The 22,445-nt window shown below is 67.9% G+C and carries 18 protein-coding genes and 2 pseudogenes; 7 read left to right on the top strand and 13 right to left on the bottom strand.

Annotated elements, in window-relative coordinates; all coding sequences use genetic code 11:
• Positions 1-122: 122 nt before the first annotated feature.
• The 4 genes and pseudogenes from MHN80_RS19735 to MHN80_RS19720 all read left to right on the top strand — a co-directional run.
• Positions 123-431, top strand: a pseudogene (locus MHN80_RS19735) (integrase core domain-containing protein); the annotation flags it as partial.
• 34 nt (positions 432-465) lie between these two features.
• Positions 466-990 (top strand): annotated as a pseudogene (locus tag MHN80_RS19730) (IS630 family transposase); the annotation flags it as partial.
• Positions 991-1,732: 742 nt separating this feature from the next.
• Positions 1,733-3,172 carry a cytosine permease gene (locus MHN80_RS19725; RefSeq protein ID WP_058253433.1) on the top strand — a complete coding sequence of 480 codons (1,440 nt, stop codon included), beginning with the start codon at positions 1,733-1,735 and terminating at the stop codon, positions 3,170-3,172.
• A gap of 123 nt (positions 3,173-3,295) precedes the next feature.
• The gene (locus tag MHN80_RS19720; RefSeq protein WP_058253421.1) at positions 3,296-4,255 is read left to right on the top strand and encodes a phosphotriesterase; all 960 of its coding nucleotides are present in this window, start codon (positions 3,296-3,298) and stop codon (positions 4,253-4,255) included.
• A 21-nt stretch (positions 4,256-4,276) separates the two neighbouring features.
• Here MHN80_RS19720 and MHN80_RS19715 read toward each other — a convergent pair whose 3' ends face one another.
• The gene (locus MHN80_RS19715; protein ID WP_058253420.1) at positions 4,277-5,074 is read right to left on the bottom strand and encodes an SDR family oxidoreductase; all 798 of its coding nucleotides are present in this window, start codon (positions 5,072-5,074) and stop codon (positions 4,277-4,279) included.
• Positions 5,075-5,275: 201 nt separating this feature from the next.
• Here MHN80_RS19715 and MHN80_RS19710 point away from each other — a divergent pair, with 201 nt between their 5' ends.
• Positions 5,276-5,818 carry a dihydrofolate reductase family protein gene (locus MHN80_RS19710; RefSeq protein ID WP_058253419.1) on the top strand — a complete coding sequence of 181 codons (543 nt, stop codon included), beginning with the start codon at positions 5,276-5,278 and terminating at the stop codon, positions 5,816-5,818.
• A 118-nt stretch (positions 5,819-5,936) separates the two neighbouring features.
• Here the strand turns inward: MHN80_RS19710 and MHN80_RS19705 are convergent, their stop codons facing one another.
• The 6 genes from MHN80_RS19705 to MHN80_RS19680 form a co-directional block, all read right to left on the bottom strand.
• On the bottom strand, positions 5,937-7,268 hold the full coding sequence (locus MHN80_RS19705) for a hypothetical protein (protein WP_064571441.1): 1,332 nt from the start codon (positions 7,266-7,268) through the stop codon (positions 5,937-5,939).
• A gap of 87 nt (positions 7,269-7,355) precedes the next feature.
• Positions 7,356-8,168: a hypothetical protein gene (locus MHN80_RS19700; protein ID WP_004019699.1), complete on the bottom strand. Its 813-nt coding sequence runs from the start codon at positions 8,166-8,168 to the stop codon at positions 7,356-7,358.
• 143 nt (positions 8,169-8,311) lie between these two features.
• The gene (locus MHN80_RS19695) at positions 8,312-9,481 is read right to left on the bottom strand and encodes a hypothetical protein (protein ID WP_058253417.1); all 1,170 of its coding nucleotides are present in this window, start codon (positions 9,479-9,481) and stop codon (positions 8,312-8,314) included.
• 283 nt (positions 9,482-9,764) lie between these two features.
• Positions 9,765-10,250, bottom strand: coding sequence for an ATP-binding protein (locus MHN80_RS19690; protein ID WP_058253416.1), 486 nt, complete (start codon positions 10,248-10,250; stop codon positions 9,765-9,767).
• 6 nt (positions 10,251-10,256) lie between these two features.
• Positions 10,257-10,688 (bottom strand): STAS domain-containing protein, encoded by a 432-nt coding sequence (locus tag MHN80_RS19685; RefSeq protein WP_004019695.1) that lies wholly within the window; start codon positions 10,686-10,688, stop codon positions 10,257-10,259.
• 161 nt (positions 10,689-10,849) lie between these two features.
• The gene (locus tag MHN80_RS19680) at positions 10,850-12,049 is read right to left on the bottom strand and encodes a lipase family protein (protein WP_064571442.1); all 1,200 of its coding nucleotides are present in this window, start codon (positions 12,047-12,049) and stop codon (positions 10,850-10,852) included.
• Positions 12,050-12,198: 149 nt separating this feature from the next.
• On the opposite strand from MHN80_RS19680, the gene MHN80_RS19675 reads away from it, so the two are divergent.
• Positions 12,199-12,849, top strand: coding sequence for a hypothetical protein (locus MHN80_RS19675; protein ID WP_064571443.1), 651 nt, complete (start codon positions 12,199-12,201; stop codon positions 12,847-12,849).
• A gap of 30 nt (positions 12,850-12,879) precedes the next feature.
• Here MHN80_RS19675 and MHN80_RS19670 read toward each other — a convergent pair whose 3' ends face one another.
• From MHN80_RS19670 to MHN80_RS19655, 4 genes are all read right to left on the bottom strand, one after another.
• Entirely contained in the window at positions 12,880-14,403 is a 1,524-nt protein-coding gene (locus tag MHN80_RS19670; protein WP_064571444.1) for a fatty acyl-CoA synthetase, read from the bottom strand.
• Between the two features lie 49 nt (positions 14,404-14,452).
• Entirely contained in the window at positions 14,453-15,085 is a 633-nt protein-coding gene (locus MHN80_RS19665; RefSeq protein WP_064571445.1) for an LGFP repeat-containing protein, read from the bottom strand.
• A gap of 62 nt (positions 15,086-15,147) precedes the next feature.
• Entirely contained in the window at positions 15,148-16,875 is a 1,728-nt protein-coding gene (locus MHN80_RS19660; protein ID WP_101822739.1) for a DUF6777 domain-containing protein, read from the bottom strand.
• A 242-nt stretch (positions 16,876-17,117) separates the two neighbouring features.
• On the bottom strand, positions 17,118-18,551 hold the full coding sequence (locus MHN80_RS19655) for an NAD(P)/FAD-dependent oxidoreductase (protein WP_275447952.1): 1,434 nt from the start codon (positions 18,549-18,551) through the stop codon (positions 17,118-17,120).
• A gap of 179 nt (positions 18,552-18,730) precedes the next feature.
• On the opposite strand from MHN80_RS19655, the gene MHN80_RS19650 reads away from it, so the two are divergent.
• On the top strand, positions 18,731-20,971 hold the full coding sequence (locus MHN80_RS19650) for a molybdopterin-dependent oxidoreductase (RefSeq protein WP_239403146.1): 2,241 nt from the start codon (positions 18,731-18,733) through the stop codon (positions 20,969-20,971).
• An 81-nt stretch (positions 20,972-21,052) separates the two neighbouring features.
• Here the strand turns inward: MHN80_RS19650 and MHN80_RS19645 are convergent, their stop codons facing one another.
• Positions 21,053-21,718, bottom strand: coding sequence for a fasciclin domain-containing protein (locus MHN80_RS19645; protein ID WP_004019684.1), 666 nt, complete (start codon positions 21,716-21,718; stop codon positions 21,053-21,055).
• A 139-nt stretch (positions 21,719-21,857) separates the two neighbouring features.
• Positions 21,858-22,439 carry a DinB family protein gene (locus MHN80_RS19640; RefSeq protein ID WP_064571447.1) on the bottom strand — a complete coding sequence of 194 codons (582 nt, stop codon included), beginning with the start codon at positions 22,437-22,439 and terminating at the stop codon, positions 21,858-21,860.
• Positions 22,440-22,445: the final 6 nt, after the last annotated feature.

Genomic DNA, 22,445 nt, shown 5'->3' with positions numbered 1-22,445 from the left:
CATCGCCTACACCCTCAACAACCGTCCTAGAAAAGTCCTTGGATGGAAAACTCCCGCCGAAGTCTTTGGCGAACAACTACACTCGCTACAACAACCCAGTGTTGCATCGACCGATTGAACGCGCCCAGTACACATCGGTTACACTGACTGAGCGGCTGCGGCTCGAAGACATCGCCGCGTCGATCGGGTCGGTCGGGGACGCCTACGACAACGCTCTGGCCGAGTCGGTGAACGGGCTGTACAAGACCGAGTGCATCCGGACCACGATCTTCCACTCCGGCCCGTACCGGACGATCTCCGACGTCGAGTTCGCGACCGCTGGTTGGGTCGACTGGTACAACAACAGCAGGCTGCACTCGAGTATCGGCCAGATTCCCCCGACCGAGTTCGAAACGCTCCACTACGCTGGCCTCGGCCCCGAGGACCAGCCCACGTTGGAGGCGGCACAAAACCCTAGGGTGATTCACCCAGCCGATCTTTCCCATGCTCCCGGGCACCCCGCAACGGGCCAGCCACGACTATGTGCGCAACGGCACCTCCAGTCTGTACGCGGCGTTGGACATCGCGTCGGGAAAAGTGATCGGTTCGCTTCACTCACGGCATCGGGCAACAGAATTCATCGGGTTTCTCCGCAAGATCGACGCCGAGGTGCCCGACGAGCTCGACGTCCACCTGGTCATGGACAACGCCTCTACCCACAAGACGCCCGCGGTCAAACGATGGCTGACCTCGCACCCACGATTCGTTGTCCACTTCACCCCGACGAGCTCATCCTGGATGAACCTCGTCGAACGCTGGTTCGCCGAACTGACCACCAAGAAGCTCCAACGCTCCACCCACCGCACCGTGAGAGCGCTCAACGCCGACATCAGAGCATGGATCGAGACCTGGAACGACAACCCCCGCCCCTACGTGTGGGTCAAGACCGCTGACCAGATCCTCGACTCCATCGCCCACTACTGCACACGAATTAATGACTCAGAACACTAGCGGGAATTATGTCATAACGTAGGTTATCGGCGAATCTTGGAGAAAATCAGGTCATTTCGTCATCAATGACGAAACTGTGGAGCAATCACGAACCGTTCGGCCGTCGAGGCGTTCTCCAAGCTGATCCTGCGGAACGAGTACACCCTCTCCGACGTCGAGAAGGTCATCGCCGGGGACACCGATGCCGTCGACGTGCCACCCGACTAGACCCCGTCCAGCGGTGGGCCGCGACCTCTCACGGTCGCGGCCCAGCGCCCCGGCCCCGCTCACACCCGCCACCTCGAGGAACCATCGTGACCATCACCGCCGAACTTTTCCCCCGCTGCGCCCTGCCCGGCTGCGCGATCCCCACCGACACCCAGGGCCACCCCTGCAGACAATGCCGCCGTGACCTCGGAACCCTCGTGCGCCACAACCCCGGCGGCCGCCGACGCCCAAACCGGCCGCGACCACGACGTCGCCCTGGCCTACCGGGCTTAAGAACAGCTACGCATCGCCGACGCCGCCGAACAACGCATCGCCCTCCAGATCGGTCAGCGCGAGAAGCCCGGACAGTCCAGTTGGCTGTGCGAGAAACGCCGAAGGTGTGACATTCTGTCCGTTCCGTACCCGAGGAGTGCGAACGTTCTGTAGGTATCGCGCGACGGGCGGTGCGACCACCATGGATGCACTGCGCATCGTCGCGCGCCATGCCCGAACGCACCCCGCCCAATCGGGGGCCGACACTTCCTGGACGGACTCCATGACCGCACTCGACGCCGCGACCCCGTCGGCACCCGGACCGGGCCATTCGGGCCCGCAGGCCGAGGCCGAACTCGAACTGATCCCCGAGTCCGCGAAGACCCATGACGTGCGCGGACAGTTCTGGATCTGGGCCGGTGCGAACATCGCGCCGATCAACTGGGTGCTGGGTGCACTCGGCGTCACGATGGGCCTCGGGCTGTGGGAGACGGTGGCGGTCCTCGTCGTCGGCAATGCCATCGGCATGACCATCTTCGGCGTCTTCGTCGTCATCGGTCAGCGCACCGGGGTCACCGGAATGGTGCTGTCGCGAGCCGTCTTCGGACGCCGCGGCGCCTACGTTCCCGCCGCCGTCCAGGCCCTGGTCTGCATGGGCTGGTGCGCGGTCAACACCTGGATCGTTCTCGACTTGGTGATGGCGCTGCTCGGCGAGATGGGACTCGTCGACCCGGACCTCGACAACAACGCCGCACGGATCGTCGTGGCCGCGGTCATCATGGGGATGCAGGTGACGATCGCGTGGTTCGGGTACCGGGTGATCTCCGCGTTCGAACGATGGACGGTGCCTCCGACGGTCGCGATCCTGCTCGTCATGACCGTCGTCGCGTGGGTCGGCCTCGACGTCGACTGGGGACAGACGACCGCTCCGGAGCTCACGGGATCGGCCCACATCGGCGCGATCACGGCGGTGATGACCGCGATCGGCATCGGCTGGGGTCTGACGTGGATCGGTTACGCCGGCGACTACTCGCGCTTCGTGTCCCGGGACGTCCCGTCGCGCAGGCTGTTTCTCGCCAGTGCACTCGGGCAGTTCATCCCGGTCGTCTGGCTCGGAGTGCTGGGTGCGTCCCTGGCGACATTGAGCGACTCCGCCGACCCGGGTGAGATCATCGTCGACGCCTACGGCGTTCTCGCACTGCCGGTTCTGTTGCTGGTGATCCACGGACCGCTCGCGACCAACATCCTCAACATCTACACGTGCACGGTGTCGACGCAGGCGCTCGACATCCGCGTCGACCGGCGCGTGCTGAACCTGATCATCGGCGTCGTGGCGATGGCGGTCGTCGTCTACTTCGTGCTCAATAGCGACTTCGCGACCACCATCGACTTCTGGCTGGTGTCGATCGTCGGCTGGTTGAGCCCTTGGGGCAGCGTTGTTCTCGTGCACTGGTTCCTGATCGCGCGGCAACAGATCGACGCCGAGAGTCTGTTCGCCACACCGGCGGACAGCGTCCTGCCGATGGTCCGGCCGACCGCCCTCGTCGCACTCGCTCTCGGTGTCACCGCGACCTGGATGTTCATGTACGGGATGCTGCCGGCACTGCAGGGGCCGGTTGCGGTCGCACTGGGCGGGATCGACCTGTCGTGGCTCGCCGGGGCAGTCGTTGCCGGCACCTCCTACTGGACCATGGAGAAACTCACCGCGCCACGCGCTGCCTGAAGCCCGTCCCGCCAGAGCCGTGGCGGTCGGCGGCGACGACGGGCGAAAGCCGCCTGCCGCATCAGGTCGTCGACTAGGGTTCGGCGCAGTGGAGGCAACGCGGCCTCCTGGTGAGGAGGTTCCATGGCCACCGTCCACACCGCGACCGGCCCGATCGATTCCGCTGACCTCGGGAACGTGTTGGTGCACGAGCATGTGTTCGTCGTCGGCGAGGAGTTCCGGCAGAACTATCAGGACGATTGGGACGAGGACGAGAAGGTCGCCGAAGCTGTCCGCGACCTGACCGAACTGAAGGAACTCGGGATCGACACGATCCTCGACCCGACGGTTCTCGGTCTCGGCCGGTACATCCCACGCATCCAGCGGATTGCCGAACAGATAGACCTCAACATCGTCGTCGCGACCGGGTTGTACACCTACAACGACATCCCGTTCCAATTCCACTACGCGGGACCGGGAATGCTCTTCGACGTCCCGGAGCCGCTGGTCACCCTGTTCACGAAGGATCTCACCGAGGGCATCGCGGACACCGGTGTGCGGGCGGCTTTCCTCAAGTGCGCCATCGAATCCCAGGGACTGACACCGGGTGTCGAGCGCGTGATGCGCGCGGTGGGACAGACCAGCGCCCAGACCGGCGCGCCCATCACCGTGCACACCGATCCGCACAGTCAGTCGGGACTGGTCGCCCAGAAGGTCCTGGCCGAGGAAGGGGCCGACCTGACGAAGGTCGTCATCGGCCACTCCGGAGACAGCGTCGACCTCGACTACCTGATGAAACTCGCCGACGCCGGTTCCGTTCTCGGCATGGATCGTTTCGGGCTCGACCTCCTCCTGCCGTTCGACGAGCGCGTGAACACGGCCGCCGAACTGTGCAAGCGCGGCTATGCCGACCGCATGGCCCTCGCGCACGACGCCGCCTGCTTCATCGACTGGTTCGACCACGAGGCCAAGAAGCAGGCACTCCCGAAGTGGAACTATCGGCACATCAGTGAAGAGGTGTTGCCGGCACTACGGGAACGCGGGGTGAGCGAGGCCGACATCACGACGATGCTCGTCGACGTGCCGCGACGCTACTTCGAGTAGCGGCGCGACACGGCGACAGGGTCAGCGCAGGCTGCTCTGGTACCGGCGCATCCCGCGGAGCCACCGGTCGTAGTCGGCGCCCTTCTGCCGGTACATCTCGAGGACCTCGGGGTGGGGGAGGATCAGGAAGCGTTCGTCGGCGACGGCGTCGAGCACGATCGCGGCCACCGCCCCGGGCGTGAGCACCGTGCCCGCGGTCTCCACGGCGCGCTGCATCAGTCGTTGCTCCTCGGTGGCGGAATCACCGTCCGGCCGCAGCAGTTTGGTGTCGACGCCCATCGGGCAGAGGCAGCTCACCCGGATGCCGTCGTCGCCGTGGGTGATGTTGAGCCACTCCGCGAAGCCGACCGCCGCGTGCTTGGTGACCGAGTACGGGGCATTGCCGATCTGCGTGAGCAGACCCGCGGCCGACGCCGTGCTGACGAAGTAGCCGGTCCCTCGTTCCACCCACTCCGGGACGAGGCGCCGAGCTGCTCGGATGTGGGCGCGGAGATTGACGTCCAGCGTGAGATCCCACACCGCCTCGGCGGTGTCGACACCGCCACCCACACCCACGCCGGCATTGGCGAAGTAGAGATCGACCGGGCCGAACGTGTTCTCCGCCAGCCGAACCGCGGCGTCGATGTGCTCGTCGGATGAGGCGTCGCCGCCGATCGCGGTCGTCGAATCCCCCAGTGAGTCGGCGACGGCCAGGGCGCCGGACTCGTCGAGATCGGTGACGACGACCCTCGCGCTCGCATCGACCAGCGCATGCGCGATCGCCGCGCCGATACCCGCACCGCCACCCGTGACGATGGCCACCTTGCCTGCGACGTCCATGGATCTCCTTCGATCGCCGATGTGTGGGGTCCAGAGTTACCAGACGCGAGGGCGAAATCCCGCTCCCTGAGGTGCGAGGAGCGCAAGCGACGAGCCTCGAAGGGTCCCGACAGCAGTCACGAGACTCGAAGCCGATGACTTTTCCGCCGCCCCACGGTCTGACATCGTGACGTTCACCGCGAAGAGACGAGAGGCCACACCATGGGAAAGATCCACGTCCACGAATTCATCACCCTCGACGGCAGCTACGAGGACCCGAGCTTCACGATGCCGTATGGATTCGCCGACGGGATGGGCGAGCTGCTCGGCTCCTTCATGTCCGACTGCACCGGAATCCTGCTCGGACGCAACACCTTCGAGATGTTTGCCCCGGCCTGGGCGCACCGGACGGTCGAGGACGATCCCGGTGCGCCGTTCTTCAACGACACCACCAAGTACGTGGTGTCCTCGACCCTCGACGACGCGGCTGCCTGGCAGAACTCGGAGATCATCGGCGCCTACGACGCCGACCGGATTCGCGAACTCAAGAAGGATCGCGACCTCTACATCAGCGGCAGCGGCACCCTCGTGCGGGCGTTGCTGCGCGACGAGCTCATCGACGAGCTGCACCTGCTGGTGTACCCCGTGGTCCTGGGGAGCGGTGCCCGCCTCTTCGACGGTCTGGCCGATCTGCCTCTCACGCTCGTCGGCACAGACGTCTTCGACAACGGCGTCGTACACCTCTCGTACAGCTCCACCGACTGAGCGGTCGCGATCCTCGGCGGAGATGGCGCCGGAGTTCGTCGAAGGCGCAGCGGCCCTTCGTGGCTCGTCGCTTGCGCTCCTCGCACCTCAGGGAGCAGAGGGGGTCGCTCCTTTCGGACTAGGGAGCAGGGGGGCGTTGCGACGGCCCCGATGCCCCGTCGGCGAGGTCCATGGCGCTGAGGAGCAGGCGGGCGACGCGGGCGTAGGCCTGGTGCTCGGCCTCGCACAGTGCGATCTCCTCGTCGCCGAGCTCGGCATTGCGGGCTGTCGTCAGATTGTCCATCCACTCGCGCATCTCGGCGGCACAGATGTCGAAGAACTCGTGCACACGCTCCCGATCCCGGTGGCACGCCGCGAGAACCGTCGTCGGGGACAGCTTGTTGTCGAGCTTCTGGTTGACCCGCAGGAGACTGAGCAGGGCGCCGGGCAACCGATCGCCGCGGCCGCGATGATCCAGTTTCGGCTGGCTGCCGAGCCGCCTGATCATGTCGCCGCGGGCCGACCTGGCGAAGTCGTCCCAGCGCCGGAGGGCGGCATCGAGGTTCGCGGGACTGAACACCGCGACGTCGATCCGGCGCTGCGCGTACACGAGTCCGTTGCGCACGACCACCGCGACTTCGGGCCATCGCGGGGAGAACTCCGCGACCACCATCCCGAGCAGCGAGGGTGCGGGCACCGACGAGCTGAGGATGGTCACGATCTCCAGCGAGCGGGCATCTCGGGTCGGTCGTAGCAGCGAGGTGCCCGTCGACCGCAGGAAGATGGCCTTGCGCGGACTGACCACGGCGGGACGGCCCGCCGCGGTCATCGCGGCGCGGACCAGTTCGACGAGATGGTCTTTCGACTGCGGGATCACCCCGCCCTCCGCGGGGGCGTCGACGAATCGGGGCGGCGCGGTGAAGCGGAGTGTGTCGGCGTCGGTGATGCGTACGGTGTCGTCGGGATCCTCGCCGACCACGCGGCTCGACTCCGATGACCGGGCCTGGTCCCGCTCGGCGTCGAGATCGTCTGCGGGCAGAGGTGAGTGGTGGCGGGCGAAGGACGGGTCGCCGATGCTGACGAATGACGGATGGATGACACCCCACACCTCGCGCAGGGCCCGCACGGCGGCGTCGGCGAGGTCGGCGAACCGGAGGGGGTCGACCTCGAAACAGAAGGCGCTCCGACCTTCGAGCCGACACCAGCCGCGGTCGACGATGTAGGTGGCCTGTCGCATCCACCGGTCCTTGTCGGTCCAGGTGAGGTCACCCGCGGAGATGGTGCAGCGGAGGCGTTCGGTCGACCCGAGGGTTCCGGTCACCGCAAAGGTCATCCGTCGACGCCATCCCCCGGCGGCCGCCTCGACGATGGCGAGACTCTGACCCGGCAGGAGGCGTGGCACCCGGACCGCGAGAGTGTCGGCGAAGTCCCGCCAGGCCGCCTCGAGGACGGCGTCGAAGTCGGGGGACATGCGGGTTCCTCCTGGGCGGGACGTACGCGGACCGGATCCGAATAGTACGACGCGGAGCAGACACCCGGGGCGACACCCGCGACAGAACTAGCGGGGTGCCGAGTGCTCGACCGTCTCGTCGAAGACGGGGTGCCAGGGAAGGCTGTGCGCGGCGTAGTCGGCGCTCGTCGGCGCGGCCCGCGGCACCGGTTCACCGGTCATCGACCTCCACGCGATCGAGTTGACGATGCGGACCGTGGCGGCGTCGGAGATCGTCGGGTGCCAGGTGTCGACGGACTCGAGCGGACCCGTCACGAGCGGCGCGGCGAGGCGGGGATGCGCTCGTTCTCGTTCGGCTCGGGAGATGTCGCAGAGCACGCAGGTGCCGGGCGCCGACGGACGATGGCGTCGTCGCCGGGCCCACGCGTCGGCGCGCATCGGGATGACGGCCAGCTGCACGAGCGTCCCGAGTCGGCCGCCGTCCCCGACGGTGTGCGTCGAGGGGGCGAGGAACTGCTGATCGTCGAATCCACCGCCGGCCGGCCCCCGGTGCGAGGCGAGCGACGGTTGCGTGGGGACTTCGAGATAGTCGCCGGCGTCGAAGTCCGGCACCCCGGTGAACACCTCACCGCTGATCGCGTTGACACCGTCGACGCCGACCATCACCAGGAACGGATGCAGGTGCGGCGAGGAGAAATCCAGCCAGGTGGCCTCGGACTGCCACATCGGGATCGTCGCGTGTGCGTCCCCGTCGGGAGAGCCCTGGGCGAGGCGCAGGGCACCGTCGCCGCCGGCCGAGCCGCATCCTCCGACCGGGTCGGGGGTCCGCAGCGTTCGCTGGAACGTGACGTGCAAGCGCGCGTCGCGACCGAGTTCGGGAAAGGTGAACGTGAGCGCGCCGCGATCAGTGGTGATGGCCATGCGAGGGCTCCGATCGGTGACGCGAACCGCTGAGGGTGGCCTAAAGAATTGAACGCCTCGCCGGCCGCCGGCGCGATGGGCGGCGTCGAAAATCGTCCGCGCAGACTACGTGCGCCGATGATTCGGATCCCGATTTGCCGGTATCACTTGGCTGATGAGCTGCTGTCCGCGGTGTCGTCGTCGGACAGCACGACGACGCGGAGAGCGGCCCGCAGGTTGTGCGTGGTCGCCTTCCAGGTGTCGGCCTCGTGACGACACGCATCGGCCTCCACCGAGTCCGACGCGGCGGCCGCGTCGACCGCCGAGCGCCGCCACGTGAGGTGCTGTTCTTCGCTGGTGTGGATGTAGGAGAGGATGTCGGCCTGGTTGTAGCGGCAGATCTTGGCGACCTCGCGGGCGCTCAACGACCGGCCGTCCGGGTCGAGCTCGAGCAGGGTCTGCAGGGCGTCGGGGAGCCGGCCGTCGTTCCGCGCGGTCAGGGGTGTGTCCTCGCAGATCTTGGCGATGACGGACGGTGCGCAGTCGGCGAGGAACGAGAACCACTCGGCCAGGGCCGAACTGAGGTTGTGCGGGTGGAAGACCGCGCACTCGACGGTCAGCGTCGCGAAGACCTCGTTCTCGAGCAGGTGCACGCGCACCGCCGAACCCATGGTCGGCTGGGCGGCGACGATGTCGGCGGCGCGCCGGCGGTCGGTGATGTCGCCGGCCAGGCGAGCGAAGAACTCGAGCCGCGGGGCGTCACTGCGCGGACTCAACCACGACGAGACCGGCTTGGTGGGCAGGGCGATGTCACCGTCGGCGTCGGTCTGGATGCGGCAACCGGTGAGGTCTTCGAGCGAGCCGACGAGCAACGCGCGCAGATGGTCGGCGTCGAAGGGCTGGACCGCGACCTCGATCCGGGGTTCGGGGCGAGCGGCGGGGGAATGGTCGAGGAACGCGGGGTGCACGACCTCCCAGACCTGACGCAGCGTCAGCACCGTCACGTGCGCGAGCTGATCCACGCGGCGTCGGCCGACCTCGAAGATGTGGGTGCCGTTGCGCAGGCGCCGCCAGCCGAGAGAGGCGAGCATGGTCACGTGCTCGGCGAAGTACTCCGGGGTGGGATGCAGGTCGATGTCGTCGATCGTGCAGCGCAGCCGACGTGAACCGGTGATCGTGAACCGCAGCGTCCCGTGGGGTCCCTCCGGGATCATCGGGTCCTGCTGGATCGTGAGGGTCTCGCCCGGCTCGAGATGCGACAGGCGATCGCCGACGTGCAAGGCGAACGTGCGCCAGGCGTCGTCGATGTTCGAGTCCACGGTGAAGTCGGTCATGTCGACTCCCTTCCTCGTGCGCTGACGAGCATGCGCATTGTGCAGCGATGTCGGGATCGGGAGCACGCTCCACCGAGCTGTTCGACGGCCGGCCCCGAACCCGCCTCGGAGTTCAGGTTAGGTGACCTGGCCGACAGACTTGGTCGGTTGAACAGACCCCGCGATGAACTCGTTGCCCGAACCGTACTCCAAGGTCGGTGACCCGGCTGAGTCAGGCACAGGTTGTCAACCGACAACGAGTAGTTGTGTCCCCAGCCTTGGGGACACGCACTCGGACCGCCGCTCAGACGCTGAGCCGCTGATGCCAGCGCAACGTCACCGAGGTCCCGTCGGGCCCGCTGGTGACGTCGGATGCGTCACTGAGCGCCGAGATCAATGCGAGGCCGCGCCCGCGATAGGGCGACGACGAGGCATCGGATTTCCAGCGCCCCGAGTCGGTGACCGTGACCTCCAGCGATTCGTCGCGCGTCACGTGGGCGCGAACCCCGATGGCACGGGACCGCGTGGCGGAGGACTGGGCGGCGGAGGGCTGAGGGCCGGGCGAGGGCACGTCAGCGGCGTACGCGTGCTCGGCCGCGTTGGCCACGGCCTCGTAGACCGCGAGGACGATGTCGCTGCGACGTTCGGCGTCCACGTCGAGCGTCGCGTCCAGCCACCGTGTGAAGTGCTGCCGAAAGAGGTGGGCGGACTCGGGCGTGGCTGCCACCGACAGCGTCAGGCCGCCGTCCGAGTCCTCGGGGCGCGGGTGGGCCGATGAAATCCGGACCATCGGCGTCTAACCAGCCGGACGGTCGGCCAGCCCCTCTGTGGTGGTCATGGCCGTGACCGCGTCGTTCAGTGTCGGGTAGAGCACCATCGTCTGGTCGAGTCCCATCACGGTGAGGGGCCGTGTGGTCGCCGGTCCGGCGGCCACGACCCCGAACATGCCTCTCGGCGCGATGGCCTCATGGGCGGCGACGAGCGCTGCCATGCCCGCCGAGGCGAGGAATTCGGTGGTGGTCAGGTCGATGATCAGACCGTCCGGTTGCCCGCTCAGCGCCTGGGAGACCGCCTCGGACAACTGCGGAGCGGTGAGCACGTCGATGCTGCCCTCCACGGTCAGGATCACCAGCTGCTCGTGCGCCGCGGACACCACCGTCATCAGGGCGCGTCCGGCACTCAGGCCGTTGTCGTCGACGATCACAGCGTCAGGATGTTCTGCCTGCATCGGTGGTGGCCCTCTCTACGGGGGACTACAGCAGGCCGGTGTGCGGCCCCGTCCCGGCGATACGTATGACGGCAGTTGCTCAACCGGTGCCGTCCATCGTGCCATGGGACGCCGTCGCGTCGGTACCGGGGTGAGCGAGAGATTTACCGAGTGATGAGTGACTACTTGCCGAAGAGCCGGTCGAGGAACGGGATCGTGTCGGCTTGCGACCGAACCAGTGTTCCGCTGTGGTCACTCGGATAGGTCCGGAAGGTCACCGGTTGGCCGTTGGCCGCCAGCGTCGCGGCGTACGCCGCGGTGGTGGGATACGGCACGTCGGTGTCCAGCAGGCCGTGGCCCATGAAAAACGGCTTGTCGAAACCTTTTTCGGGCATGCCGAGGTAGTCGGCGAGGGTCGCCGAGAAGTTCGGCAGGCTGGTCAGCGGAGCGGAGAAGTAGTCGCCGACGGAGACTCCCCGGAGCTGCTCCTCGAACTCGCCGACACACTGTGTCTCGGCGAGCGCCACATACTTCCGGCCGGTCGGCGTGAGGATGCGATCGATGCCGAGTTCGGGGTGTGCGTACCGGAGGCCGGCTGTGATGTAGCTGAGGTAGGCGGTCAGCGCGGGTGTGATCGCCACCGGCGGTACGCCCGGGCCGGCGATCTGGACGAGGCGTTCGATGTAGGCCGGCGTACCGGTGCCCACGGCGCCGCGGTAGTCGAGTGCGGGACCGCCGAACTGCGTGGCGTAGCGCGCGGTGTAGATCGCCGCGCCGCCGCCCTGCGACTGCCCGACCGCCGCCCAGGATCGTGACAACCGCTGTGCGGCAGGCAGAGTCGCGGAGAACTCGCGACCCGCCCGCACCATGTCGACGACATTGTGGGCCGTGGTCCGGCCGTCGAGGTAGGCATGCAGGCCGGGGGTGCCCAGGCCGGCGTAATCGCTGGCGACGATGGCGTATCCCTGCTGCATCCACTTGGCCAGGTACGGCAGGTCGCGCTCCGGGAGGCCTGGTCCCCGGACCGACGGCGCGCAGTCGTCGCCGATCCCGGAGGTCCCGTGGGCCCACGAGATCACCGGCCAGCCGCCGGGCGGGGCGGTGCCCTCGGGGATGAAGACGGTCCCGGTGCTCAGCGCGTTGTTCCCGAACGTGTCGGTGGTGACGTAGGTCAGGACGGTGGCGTCGGCGGACCCGGGTACCCAGAACTGCGGCGCCAGCGGTCGCGACGAGACGACCGAACCGGTGTCGCCGAGAGTCGACGGTGAGGCGATCGCCGGACCGGCGGCGAGGGTCCCGGGCGCGCCGGAACTCCCGATCACGACGGCCGCACACGCGGTGAATGCCAGAACCCTGCGATGCCATCGAGTCACGGTCCTCACCGTACTGCGGACGAGTCCCGGTCGTCGATTCGCTCGCGTACCCCGTTGCTGCGCAGTCATTTCGGTGAGCGGTACCGGATTCAGTGAGCGAGGCCGGTGGCCGCGCCAATACGCTGGGTCGGACAATCCCGACAGACAGGTGCCACGACATGGCGTTGCAGACGGTCGACCTGCCGGCTCCGGCGGAGATGCGATCCAGGTGGGCTGCCTACGCAGCTCTCCTGGCGGTACGAGGAGAACGCTGGGCGCAGGGCGCGCATGCGACGCCGGACGGGTGGCACTACGACGACGGTGGCGGCAACTGGGTCGACGTGGTGCTGGTCGGTGCCGACCGGGCGGTGCTCGTCGGCCACGATCACGAGTACTCCGAGACGTACTTCCGCGAGGGCGCCACATATTTCGGCGAGTCGGAGACCGACCTGCTCGGCGGCGCGCCGCCGTGGTGGGAACCGGCCATCGCGTCTCACCTCGAGAGGCAACGCACCGACGGCATGTGGATCGGATTCGTCTACGGTTTCGACGGCCGATGGACCCGATCCGGTTACGACCTCGCCGACGGTTTCACCAGTGTCGGGCTCCCGTTCACCGATGACCAGAAGACCGTCGATGCGCTCGACGATCTGCTGGCGAACTGGTTCGTCGAACTGCGACTGCCGCCCCCGGCCGACATCCGTGCCCGTGTGCGGGAGATCATCGAGCCCGGGGCGGAGGTGACCGCGGCGGTTCTGCAACGGATACTCGGACCGGCGGGCGCACACGCCGACATCCCCGGGGCAGTGGCTGCGGCGCAACGGTTCTGACGATGTCAGGCCCGGCGCGCCGCACGTCCGTCACTGCGAGCGCAGCTCCCGCTTGAGCAGTTTACCGCTCTGATTGCGGGGGAGCTCGTCGACGAACCGCACCTTCTTCGGGACCTTGAACGGCGCGAGCCGGGACCGGACGTGCTCGATCAGTTCCTCCTCGGTCACCGACCGGCCGTCCCGCACCACGACGACCGCGGTGATGGCCTCGATCCACTTCTCGTCCGGCTCGCCGATGACGGCCACCTCCGACACCGCCTCATGGGTGTAGACGGTGTCCTCGACCTCGCGTGAGGCGACCAGGATGCCGCCGGTGTTGATCACGTCCTTGATGCGGTCGACCACGGTGATGAAGCCCTCGGCATCGCGGGTGACGAGGTCGCCGGAGTGGAACCAGCCGTCTCGGAACGCCTCCTCGGTGGCGGCGGGGTTGTCCCAGTACCCGCGGCAGAGTTGCGGCGAACGATAGAGGATCTCGCCGGGGACCCCGGGCTCGACGTCGTTCCCGTCGGTGTCGACGACGCGCGTCTCGACGAAGAACACCGGGCGACCGCACGACGACGGCCGGTCCTCGTGTTCCTCCGGGCGCAGAACCGTTGCGAGCGGGCCGATCTCGGATTGCCCGAAGCAGTTGTAGAACTGCATGCCGGGGAACTGGTCGCGGAGCCGGTTCAGCACGGTCACCGGCATGATCGACGCGCCGTACTGCGCCTTGCGCAAGGAGGACAGATCGCTGGTGGCGAGGTCGGGATGATTGGCCAGCGGAACCCACACGGTCGGAGCGAGGAACAGCGAACCGATGCGGTCGGCCTCGACGCGCCGCAGGATCTCCGGGATGTCCGGCGTGGCCATGAGTCGGACGGTCGCGCCCACGGAGAGGTACGGCAGCATGAAGACGTGCATGCCCGCCGAGTGGTAGAGCGGCATGGCGATCAGCGGATTGTCCTCGGCCGTGAAGTCCAGCGCGATGACCGACGAGACGTACTCGCTGATCAGTGCGGCGTGGGACATCATGGCGCCCTTGGGCTTCGACGTGGTCCCCGAGGTGTACAACAGCTGCGCGAGGTCGTCACCCGAGGCCTGGGAGTCGAATGCGGCGGGCGGTTCGGATGCGGCCGACGCGAGCAGCGAATCGTCGGCGTCACGCAACGGGACGACCGCCTCGACGTCGGCGAGATCGCCGCGGATCTCCTCGACCCGCTCGGACAGCGCGGGGTCGACGAGGACGGCGCGTGCGCCCGACTGCACCACGAGGTAGCGGAGCTCGTCACCCCGGAGCGCGTAGTTGATCGGCACGTGGACGAGTCCGGCGCGACAGCATGCCAGGAAGCCGATGACGTAGGCATCCGAGTTCGTGCCACAGGCCGCGACCCGGTCCCCCTGCTCCAGGCCGCGGGCGAGCAGGCCGGCGGCGGCAGCGGACACAGCGTCGTCGAGCTGACGATAGGTGTAGTCGCGGTCGTCGAAGACCAGCGCGGTGCGGTCGGGATGCCGCGCGGCGGACCTGCGGAGAATCCCGTCGATGCTGTTCGTGGAGGAGAGTCGCGAAGCCATGCCGACGACAATACTTGGACGTCCTAGTGACACGCGCCGATACCGCGTATCAGGGCCAGAAGATGGTGCCGTTCAGGAAGTCCTGCGCGAACCGGCCGCCGGTCCGGTACTCCCCGCCGAGCGGAACCCCGAAGTACCCGCCCGCACCGCCGGTGTTCTCCCACTTCTGCCGGATCTGGCCCCACACGATCTGTGCGCCACCGGTCTTGGACCACGTGACGACGCCGCCCTGGAAGTCGTTGCTCCGCCCGCTGCCCGACCGGTACTCGTTGCTCACGGGGTAGCCCAGCGCGCCGCGCTCCGCGCCGGCCTGCTGCCATCGACTCCGGATCGCGCCGCCGACCTGATGCGCGGTGCCGCCGTCGGCTGCCGGGTGCCAGTAGAACGACGTGTCGCGCGAGAACGTCTGGAAACGGCCGCGCTTGGCGGCCGCGCGTTCGGGACCGGTCGGGACGCCCCACTTGAAGAACCCGCCCGTCGAGGCGTACGCCTGCTCGATCTTCCCGCCCACCAGGTGCCCGTTGATGACGCGGTCGGCATGCGCGCTCGGCGCGAACATCACCAGCGACGCCATCGCCGCCACGATCGCGACGCTCGCCAGACGTACCCGCACTCGCCTACGGGCGGATTCCGGGCGGAGGTCACGAGAGGGGCGTCGGGTCGACGTCGTCAGAGCAGACATGCGCGCGATGGTACGGACGTCCCAGGGTGCCTGCTGTTGGACAGCTCACACCCGTGGTGCGGTCACGGAGTCCCCGCAGGTGCTTCCGGGTCGGCGGGGGCGTCGGCCGGAGGCGGGCTCTCCGTGGTCGTCGTCGTGGTCGTGTCGTCGGGGAGCTCCTCGGCAGGGGTTGCGGGATCCGCGGAGCCGTCGGATGCCGGTGGTTCGGAAGCCGGGGCCGCCGGCGGCGCGGCGATCCAGTTCGCCGATCGGACGGTCACCGATCGCGACGCGCCGACCGCCGTCAGCGTCAGGGTCCACACCCCGGTGCCGGTGGTGGAGCCCGACACCGCAGGGCGGTGCAGCGCGGAACCGGCGACCGACCGGGTCACGCCGTCGGTGCACGAGAGCGTGACGGTACCGAGTGCTGGACCGCCGGGGACCGTACAGCCCACCGACAGCCCGGCGTCGACGAAGCTGAAACTGCCGACGACCTCCCCCGATCCGCTGAACGAGGTCGGCGTCGTCGGCGTTTCGGCCGGTTGGTCGGGCCCGGGCGCGCCGGGCTCCGTCGCAGGCCCGGGGGCCTCGGAGCCCGGGGCCTCGTAGCCGGGCTCCTCCGGGACGGGTACGTCGGAAGCCGGCACCGGGGCGTCCGGGGCCGGGGAATCCGGGCCGGGACCGGGGGTGTCGGGGGCAGCCGAGTCCGGTCCCGATGAGTCGGGGGCCGAGGAGTCCGTCGACGGCGCGCCTTCCGGCAGGCCGTCGTGCTCCTCGGCACGCTTCTCCAGTGCGGGCGCGGCCGCGGGATTGCCCGCTGCGAGGAGGCCGTTGTGCTCGGCGTCTTCGTCGGTGGCCGCCTCGAACGGGGTGTTCAACGCGGCCGGGGTGGGCAGCGGACCGGACGGTGGCGGGAATCCGCTCAGGTCGAGCAACCCGCCCGCCGGTTGCGAAAAGATCTGTCCGGTGCGGAAATTCAAGAGCTGGAGAACGTCGCCGGCGGGCGCCCCGGGGTCCGGGACCGGCGGCGCGGGGACGATCGTCGTCGACTTGCCGACCGCGGTGACGTGCTGGTTGTTGTACGCGATCCGGGCGACCGACCGGCTCTTGTAGCCCTCCCACGGCTGTCCGTCGAGTCGATACCCACCGAGCGGGGCGGCGGCCGGCGGGGCGAGCGGATTCCCGCAGGAACACATCGCGCGCGGCACGCCGGCGGAATCGACGTAGACCGCGGTGCCGCGTTCCAGGACCGACTGGAACGGGACCGCCCGGCCGGAGGTGTACGAGTGATTGGTGACCCAGGTGTCGGTCGTCAGAACCACCGGGGTCAGCGTGTTCAGGTAGTGCGGGATGTCGGCGGTATCGATGCCGTAGACCCCGGCCCACGCGCGCGCCGCCGGCGGATCGGCGAGCAGCCGGTTGCTGAGCGCGGCGGTGTCGCAGGCTGCGGCGTCGCCGGAGCCGTACAGCCCGGCGTCGGTACCGTTCACCGCGCGGCCGCCGAGGTCGGCGGCCCCCGCCGTGCCGGTGAGGGCGACATTCGCCGGCAGGTCGCCCGCCCCGGCCACGAGGACCGGATCGGTGAACGGGTCGATCCCCGGATCGTTGGCCGCGGTGAGGGTGAGGCCGGGTACGAAGATGTCCCCATCGCGCGCCTTGACGACGAAGACGATGCCCGCGGCGAGGATCAGCGCCAGGACGACGACGATCGCGCCGAGCACGAGAGTGAGGGCGCGCCGGCTGTCGGACTGCGGCGGCACCGGGCCGTACGGGTTCGACGGGTGGGACGGGGGACCGGGCGGATAAGTCATCTCGGAGCTCCTACTGGTCCACTCCTGCCGGGACGCATGCCGTGGAGTGGCGCTCCGCGGGGGCGGGGCGGATTCAGCGAGACGGCTCGCTCGCCGAGCCCAGTATCGGCGCGGCGTCTCGCGAGGAGCAAGGCTTGACCAGCATATTTACGGTGCTGAGGCGAAATCTCGACCGTTTGGACCACACCGGCGTAACGCCTCGCGCGGGTCGGCCGACACCACCCCGGTCTGCGTGAGCTGAGTCAGACCCGGCCGAACACCATGGAGTCCTCGACCTTGTTGATCCGGTGGTCGATGGCGTCGCGGTAGTAGTTGTGCCGCACCTGCCAGTGACCCCGCGTGCCCGACTTCGGCAGCGCCTCCGGGGACCGTTCGACGTAACCCGCCTTGAGGTCCCACAGCGGCCGCGAACCCATGACCTCCGAACCGAGATGGGGATAGGCATGGGTGTAGCCGTTGGTGCGCATGTACTTGACCAGGTCGGCGACGGCGCGAGCGGTCATGTCCGCGCGCAGGGTCCACGACGCGTTCGTGTAGCCGACCGACCAGGCGAGGTTAGGCACGTCCTCGATGAGGTAGCTCTTGAAGACGAATCGGTCGTGGGGTTTCACCTCGGCGCCGTCGACGCGGAGCCGGGTGCCGCCGAAGCCGAGGAGTTGGAGCCCGGTCGCGGTGACGATGATGTCGGCGTCGAGGTGGCGACCCGAGGTGAGGGTGACGCCGGAGGCGTCGAACCGGTCGATGTGGTCGGTGACCATCTCGACGGTGCCCTCGGCGATGTCGGCGAACAGATCGGCGTCGGGGACCATGCACATGCGCTGATCCCACGGGTTGTAGGTGGGATTGAAGTGAAGATCGACCGGATAGTCCTCGGGCAGGTTCGCCACGACGTTGCTCCGGATCATCTTGCGCCCGAGCTTCGGGAACCGGTGGGTGAGGTGCACGATCGCCGCGGTCTGCGCCGCATATCGGGTGCGGATGACCTTGTGCGCGGCGTGGGGCGGCAGCAGCTTCTGCACGAGTGGCGCGAGGTATTGCTTCTGCTTGGACGAGAAGATGTACGACGGTGAGCGTTGGAGCATGGTGACGTGCTCGGCCTGCTCGGCGAGGCTCGGGATGAGGCTCACCGCCGTCGCGCCGCTGCCGATCACCACGATCTTCTTGCCTCGGTAGTCGAGGTCCTCCGGCCAGTGCTGCGGGTGCACGATCTGACCGGTGAAGTCGTCGGCACCGGCGAACCTCGGCGTGTACGGGTTGTCGTAGTCGTAGTAGCCGGTCGCGAAGATGACGAACCTGGCGCGGTAGGTCTCGCGGCGCCGGTCCTCGCCGACCTCGACCCCGAGCGTCCAGGTGTCGGTCGTCGAATCCCAGTCGGCGGTCAGGACGTGCTGACCGAACCTGATCTGGTCGGTGATCGAGTACTTGGCGGCGGTGTCCTCGATGTACTCCCGGATGTCGTTACCGTGGGCCAACGCGCGCGGCTTGCGCCACGGCTCGAACGGGTAGCTCAGCGAATAGATGTCGCTGTCCGAGCGCACGCCGGGATACCGGAAGAGGTCCCAGGTGCCGCCCATGCGTTCGCGGCGTTCCAGGATCAGATAGTCGGCGCCGGGATTCTGCTCGGTGAACCGGTAAGCGCAGTCGATGCCGGACAGGCCGGCGCCGATGATGATCATGTCGCGCACGGATGGCTGTGTGGCGTCGGTGTCGCTGTCGGTCACGGGGACCTCCTCGGTGGGGCTGCCTGGCGTGCTGTCATCATGCAACACTTGTCCTCAGATGTGAACGGAATCACACCGAACCGCAGGCCAGCCCGTCTGCGGTCGTCATCGAGCGAGGTCGAGGGGACGCACAGATGCCGATGGAGAAGCACACCTATTGCCGGATCTGCGAGCCGCTGTGCGGCATGATCGCCACCGTCGAGGACGGCCGGCTGATCTCGCTGCGGCCGGACAAGGAGCATCCGCTGTCGCGGGGTTTCGCATGCCCGAAGGGGATCGCGTTCACCGAGATCGTCAACGACCCGGACCGTCTCCGGCACCCGCTCCGACGACGCCCGGACGGCGAGTTCGAACAGGTCTCATGGGAGACCGCGCTCGATGAGATCGGCCGCAGGCTCGTCGAGGTCCACCAGACCTCCGGCAGCGACTCGATCGGTTGGTACTTCGGCAACCCCGCGACGTTCTCCACCGGGCACGTGCTGTGGACCGCGATCTTCATGAACCTGCTCGGCACACCGCACGTGTATTCGGCCGGATCGCAGGACGTGAACAACCGGTTCGTCGCCAGTCACTTCCTGTACGGGAACCCGCTGACCGCCCCGATTCCCGACATCAATCGCGTCGACTACCTGGTGATCATCGGTGCGAACCCGGTCGTGTCGCACGGCAGTGTGATGAGTTCCCCGCGGATCCGCGAGGGCCTGAACGCCATCACCGCACGCGGCGGGTCCGTCGTCGTCGTCGATCCCCGGCACACCGAGACCGCTCGCGAATTCGACTGGCTGCCGATCACGCCCGACACCGATGCGCTGTTCCTACTGTCGGTGCTGCATGTGCTGTTCGACGAGGACCTCGCCGACCGCGACCGGCTTCGACGGCAGGCCCGGGGGGTGGGGGAGCTCGAGACGCTCGTCGCGGCCTATGCACCGGAGACGACCGCGGATCGCACCGACATCGACCCCGAGCGCGTCCGTGAGGTCGCCCGCTCGCTCGCCCGGACGGAGCGGGCGGCCGTGTACGGCCGGGTCGGGACGTCGTTGGGGCGCACCGGGACACTGACGACCGCGCTCCTGGACATGGTCAACCTCGTCGCCGGGAACCTGGACGTGCCGGGCGGGTCCATGTTCGGCGATCTGGGAATCCCCGGGCAGCGGCTGGGAGTGAGCGCGCTGCAACGGGTGTCGAGCTTCCGGTGGGCCGGACGTCGGAGCCGGGTCGGCGATCTGCCACAGGTCCTCGGGACGGCGCCGGCGTCGCTGATGGCCAAGGAGATCACCACGCCCGGTCGCGGACAGCTGCGCGCCCTGTTCGTCAGCGCGGGCAATCCGGTGCTGTCGGTACCGAACGGCGACGAATTACGTTCGGCGCTGGACGAACTCGATCTCATGGTGTCGCTGGACATCTACCGCAACGAGACGAACGCGCGGGCCGACTACATCTTGCCGGCGACCACGATGTACGAGCGCGAGGATTTCCTGCTCCCGTTCCAGGCGCTGTTCACCACCCCGTTCAAGCAGGCGACCGAGGCGGTGATCCCCCCGCAGGGTGAAGCACGGGAGGAGTGGACGGTGATCAACGAGCTCATCGGTTTCCTCGCCCCGGAGAATGTGCTGATCCGTTCGCTACATGTCGGCAATCGGTTGGCCCGACGCATCGGGCGTCCGGTCACCCCGCGCGGGATCTCCGACCTGGTGATCCGAATGGGGTTGGGCGGGGACCGATTCGGTCTGCGTCGGGGCGGGTTGACCTACCGGCGCCTGGTCGACGACCACCCGCATGGGGTCGTGGTCGCCGACAACCTCGCACCCGGGCAGCTGAGCAAGAATGTCACATACCTCGACGGTCGAATCCGGTTGGCTGCGCCGGAACTGATGTCCGAGATCGATCAACTGGGTGTGGACGCCGACACGGGTTATCCGTTGCGGCTCATCGGAATGCGCGAGATACGTTCGGAGAACAGCTGGCAGCACAACGCGCCGATGCTGCTGCGCGGCGGACGGTCTCACGCGGCCCGGATACATCCGGACGATGCCACGGCACGCGGCCTGGCCGAGGGCGACCTGGCGACGGTGGCGTCCCGACACGGACGGATCTCGTTGCCGGTCACCGTCACCGAGGACATCAAGCCCGGTGTCGTCGCGATTCCGCATGGCTGGGGCCACAACGGCTCCGGCGGATGGACGCAGGCGAATGCGGCGGCGGAGAATGATCTGGGTGCCGGCGGAGTGAACGTCAACGCGCTCATCTCCTCCGATCCGGCCGATCTCGAGCGACTCGCGGGGATGGCCAACATGACCGGGGTGCCGATCCAGGTGTCGGCGATGTCCGAGAGTCGCCTTCAGTCGGCCGACACGGTGGAGCCGGCCCGGCACTGACCGCGCACAGCACGATTCTCACCGACGGGTCTCGTCGGTGAGAATCGTGGAAAGTGCTGTCACACAGCGGTTACGGTGAGATCACTCGCCGGCCGGGGGCATCAGCACCGTGTCGATCAGGTAGACCTGAGCGTTCGACGTGGTGACGCCGCCGCAAACGACGCCCGACTCGTTGACCTTCAGGTTGTCGCCCGAACCGGTCACGGTCACCTGCTGACCTTCGAGAGTGGTGTGCTCACCGACGATCTTGTCCGGAGCCGCCTGGCCCTCGACCACGTGGTAGGTCAGGATCTTGTTCAGCAGGGGGGCATCGGTCTTGAGCTGCTCGACGGTCTCCGGGGGCAGCTTCGCGAACGCGTCATCGGTCGGCGCGAACACGGTGAACTCGCCCTCGTTCAGCGTCTTCACGAGGTTCACCTCGGGATTCAGCTGGCCCGAAAGTGCTTGCGTCAGCGTGGTGAGCTCGGGGTTGGTGGCAGCCGCGGTGGCGACCGGCACGCTGGACATGCCGTTGACCGATGCCGGGCCCGAGGGGTTGGCCTCGGCGTATGCGGCGCAACCGGGTCCGACGAGATTGGCGGCGGGATCGGCCATCGCGCTCTCGCTCATCATGGCGCTGGATTCGGTTGCCGCGCCGGTGGTCTCGCTCGAGGTGTCAGAGTCGTCGCTGGAACAGCCGGCCATCACGCCGACGGCGAGGACCAGTCCGGTCAACGCTCCTGCTACGCGGGGAACTCGCTTGATCATCGTTGATCCAATCTGTGATGCGGTGTCGACTGCGCCGTGCCGGCAGCCTCACAACGTCTTCGGTGCCGGGCGATCCGCGGATTGGTCAACGACGAAACTGATCGTGAAGGGCGCCTTGTCGGTCAGGCCGTCGAGGGCGTCACTGGGCCCAATCCTGGTCGGCCCAGCCCTCGGCCCAGTCCTGGCCTTCGGAGACCGCGCCCATGGTGGTCTGGCCGTCCAGCGCCTCACGGATGATGTCCGCGTGGCCGCAGTGGTGCGCGGTTTCCCGGATGAGATGGATGATCATCATCCGGATCGACGACCACTCGCGCTCGGGCGCCCACGGCGCGGTGGGCTGGGGAATCAGCTCGTCGAGGTTCTCGGCGTCGGCGATCACGCGATCGAGCTCGAGCGCGGCACGGTCGTACTCGGCCAGCCACCCGGCGATGGTCTCGTCGTCGCTCATCACGTACTCGGTCATGGCCTGACTCATGTCGAACTCGGCGTTCTCGTCCCGCTCGGTGATGATGCGGGCAGCGTTCTCCTCGCCGTGCGCGAGGTGCTTGATCAGGGCGCCGATGGTGAGAGTGCTGACCGTCGTCTGCTTGCGCGCGTCGGCGTCGGAGAGGCCACGCGCGGTGATCTTGAGCATGTTGCGCTGGTCCTGCAAGACGGTGAGCAGCTCCTTCTTCTCGCCGGTGACGTCGACGCTGACTTCCGCGGGGGTGTAGGTGCCCATGATGTG

Origin of the sequence: Gordonia sp. McavH-238-E (genome assembly GCF_022348225.1) — a bacterium.
Classification (GTDB): Bacteria; Actinomycetota; Actinomycetes; order Mycobacteriales; family Mycobacteriaceae; genus Gordonia; species Gordonia terrae.
This window is presented reverse-complemented; position numbering and strand designations above follow the sequence as displayed.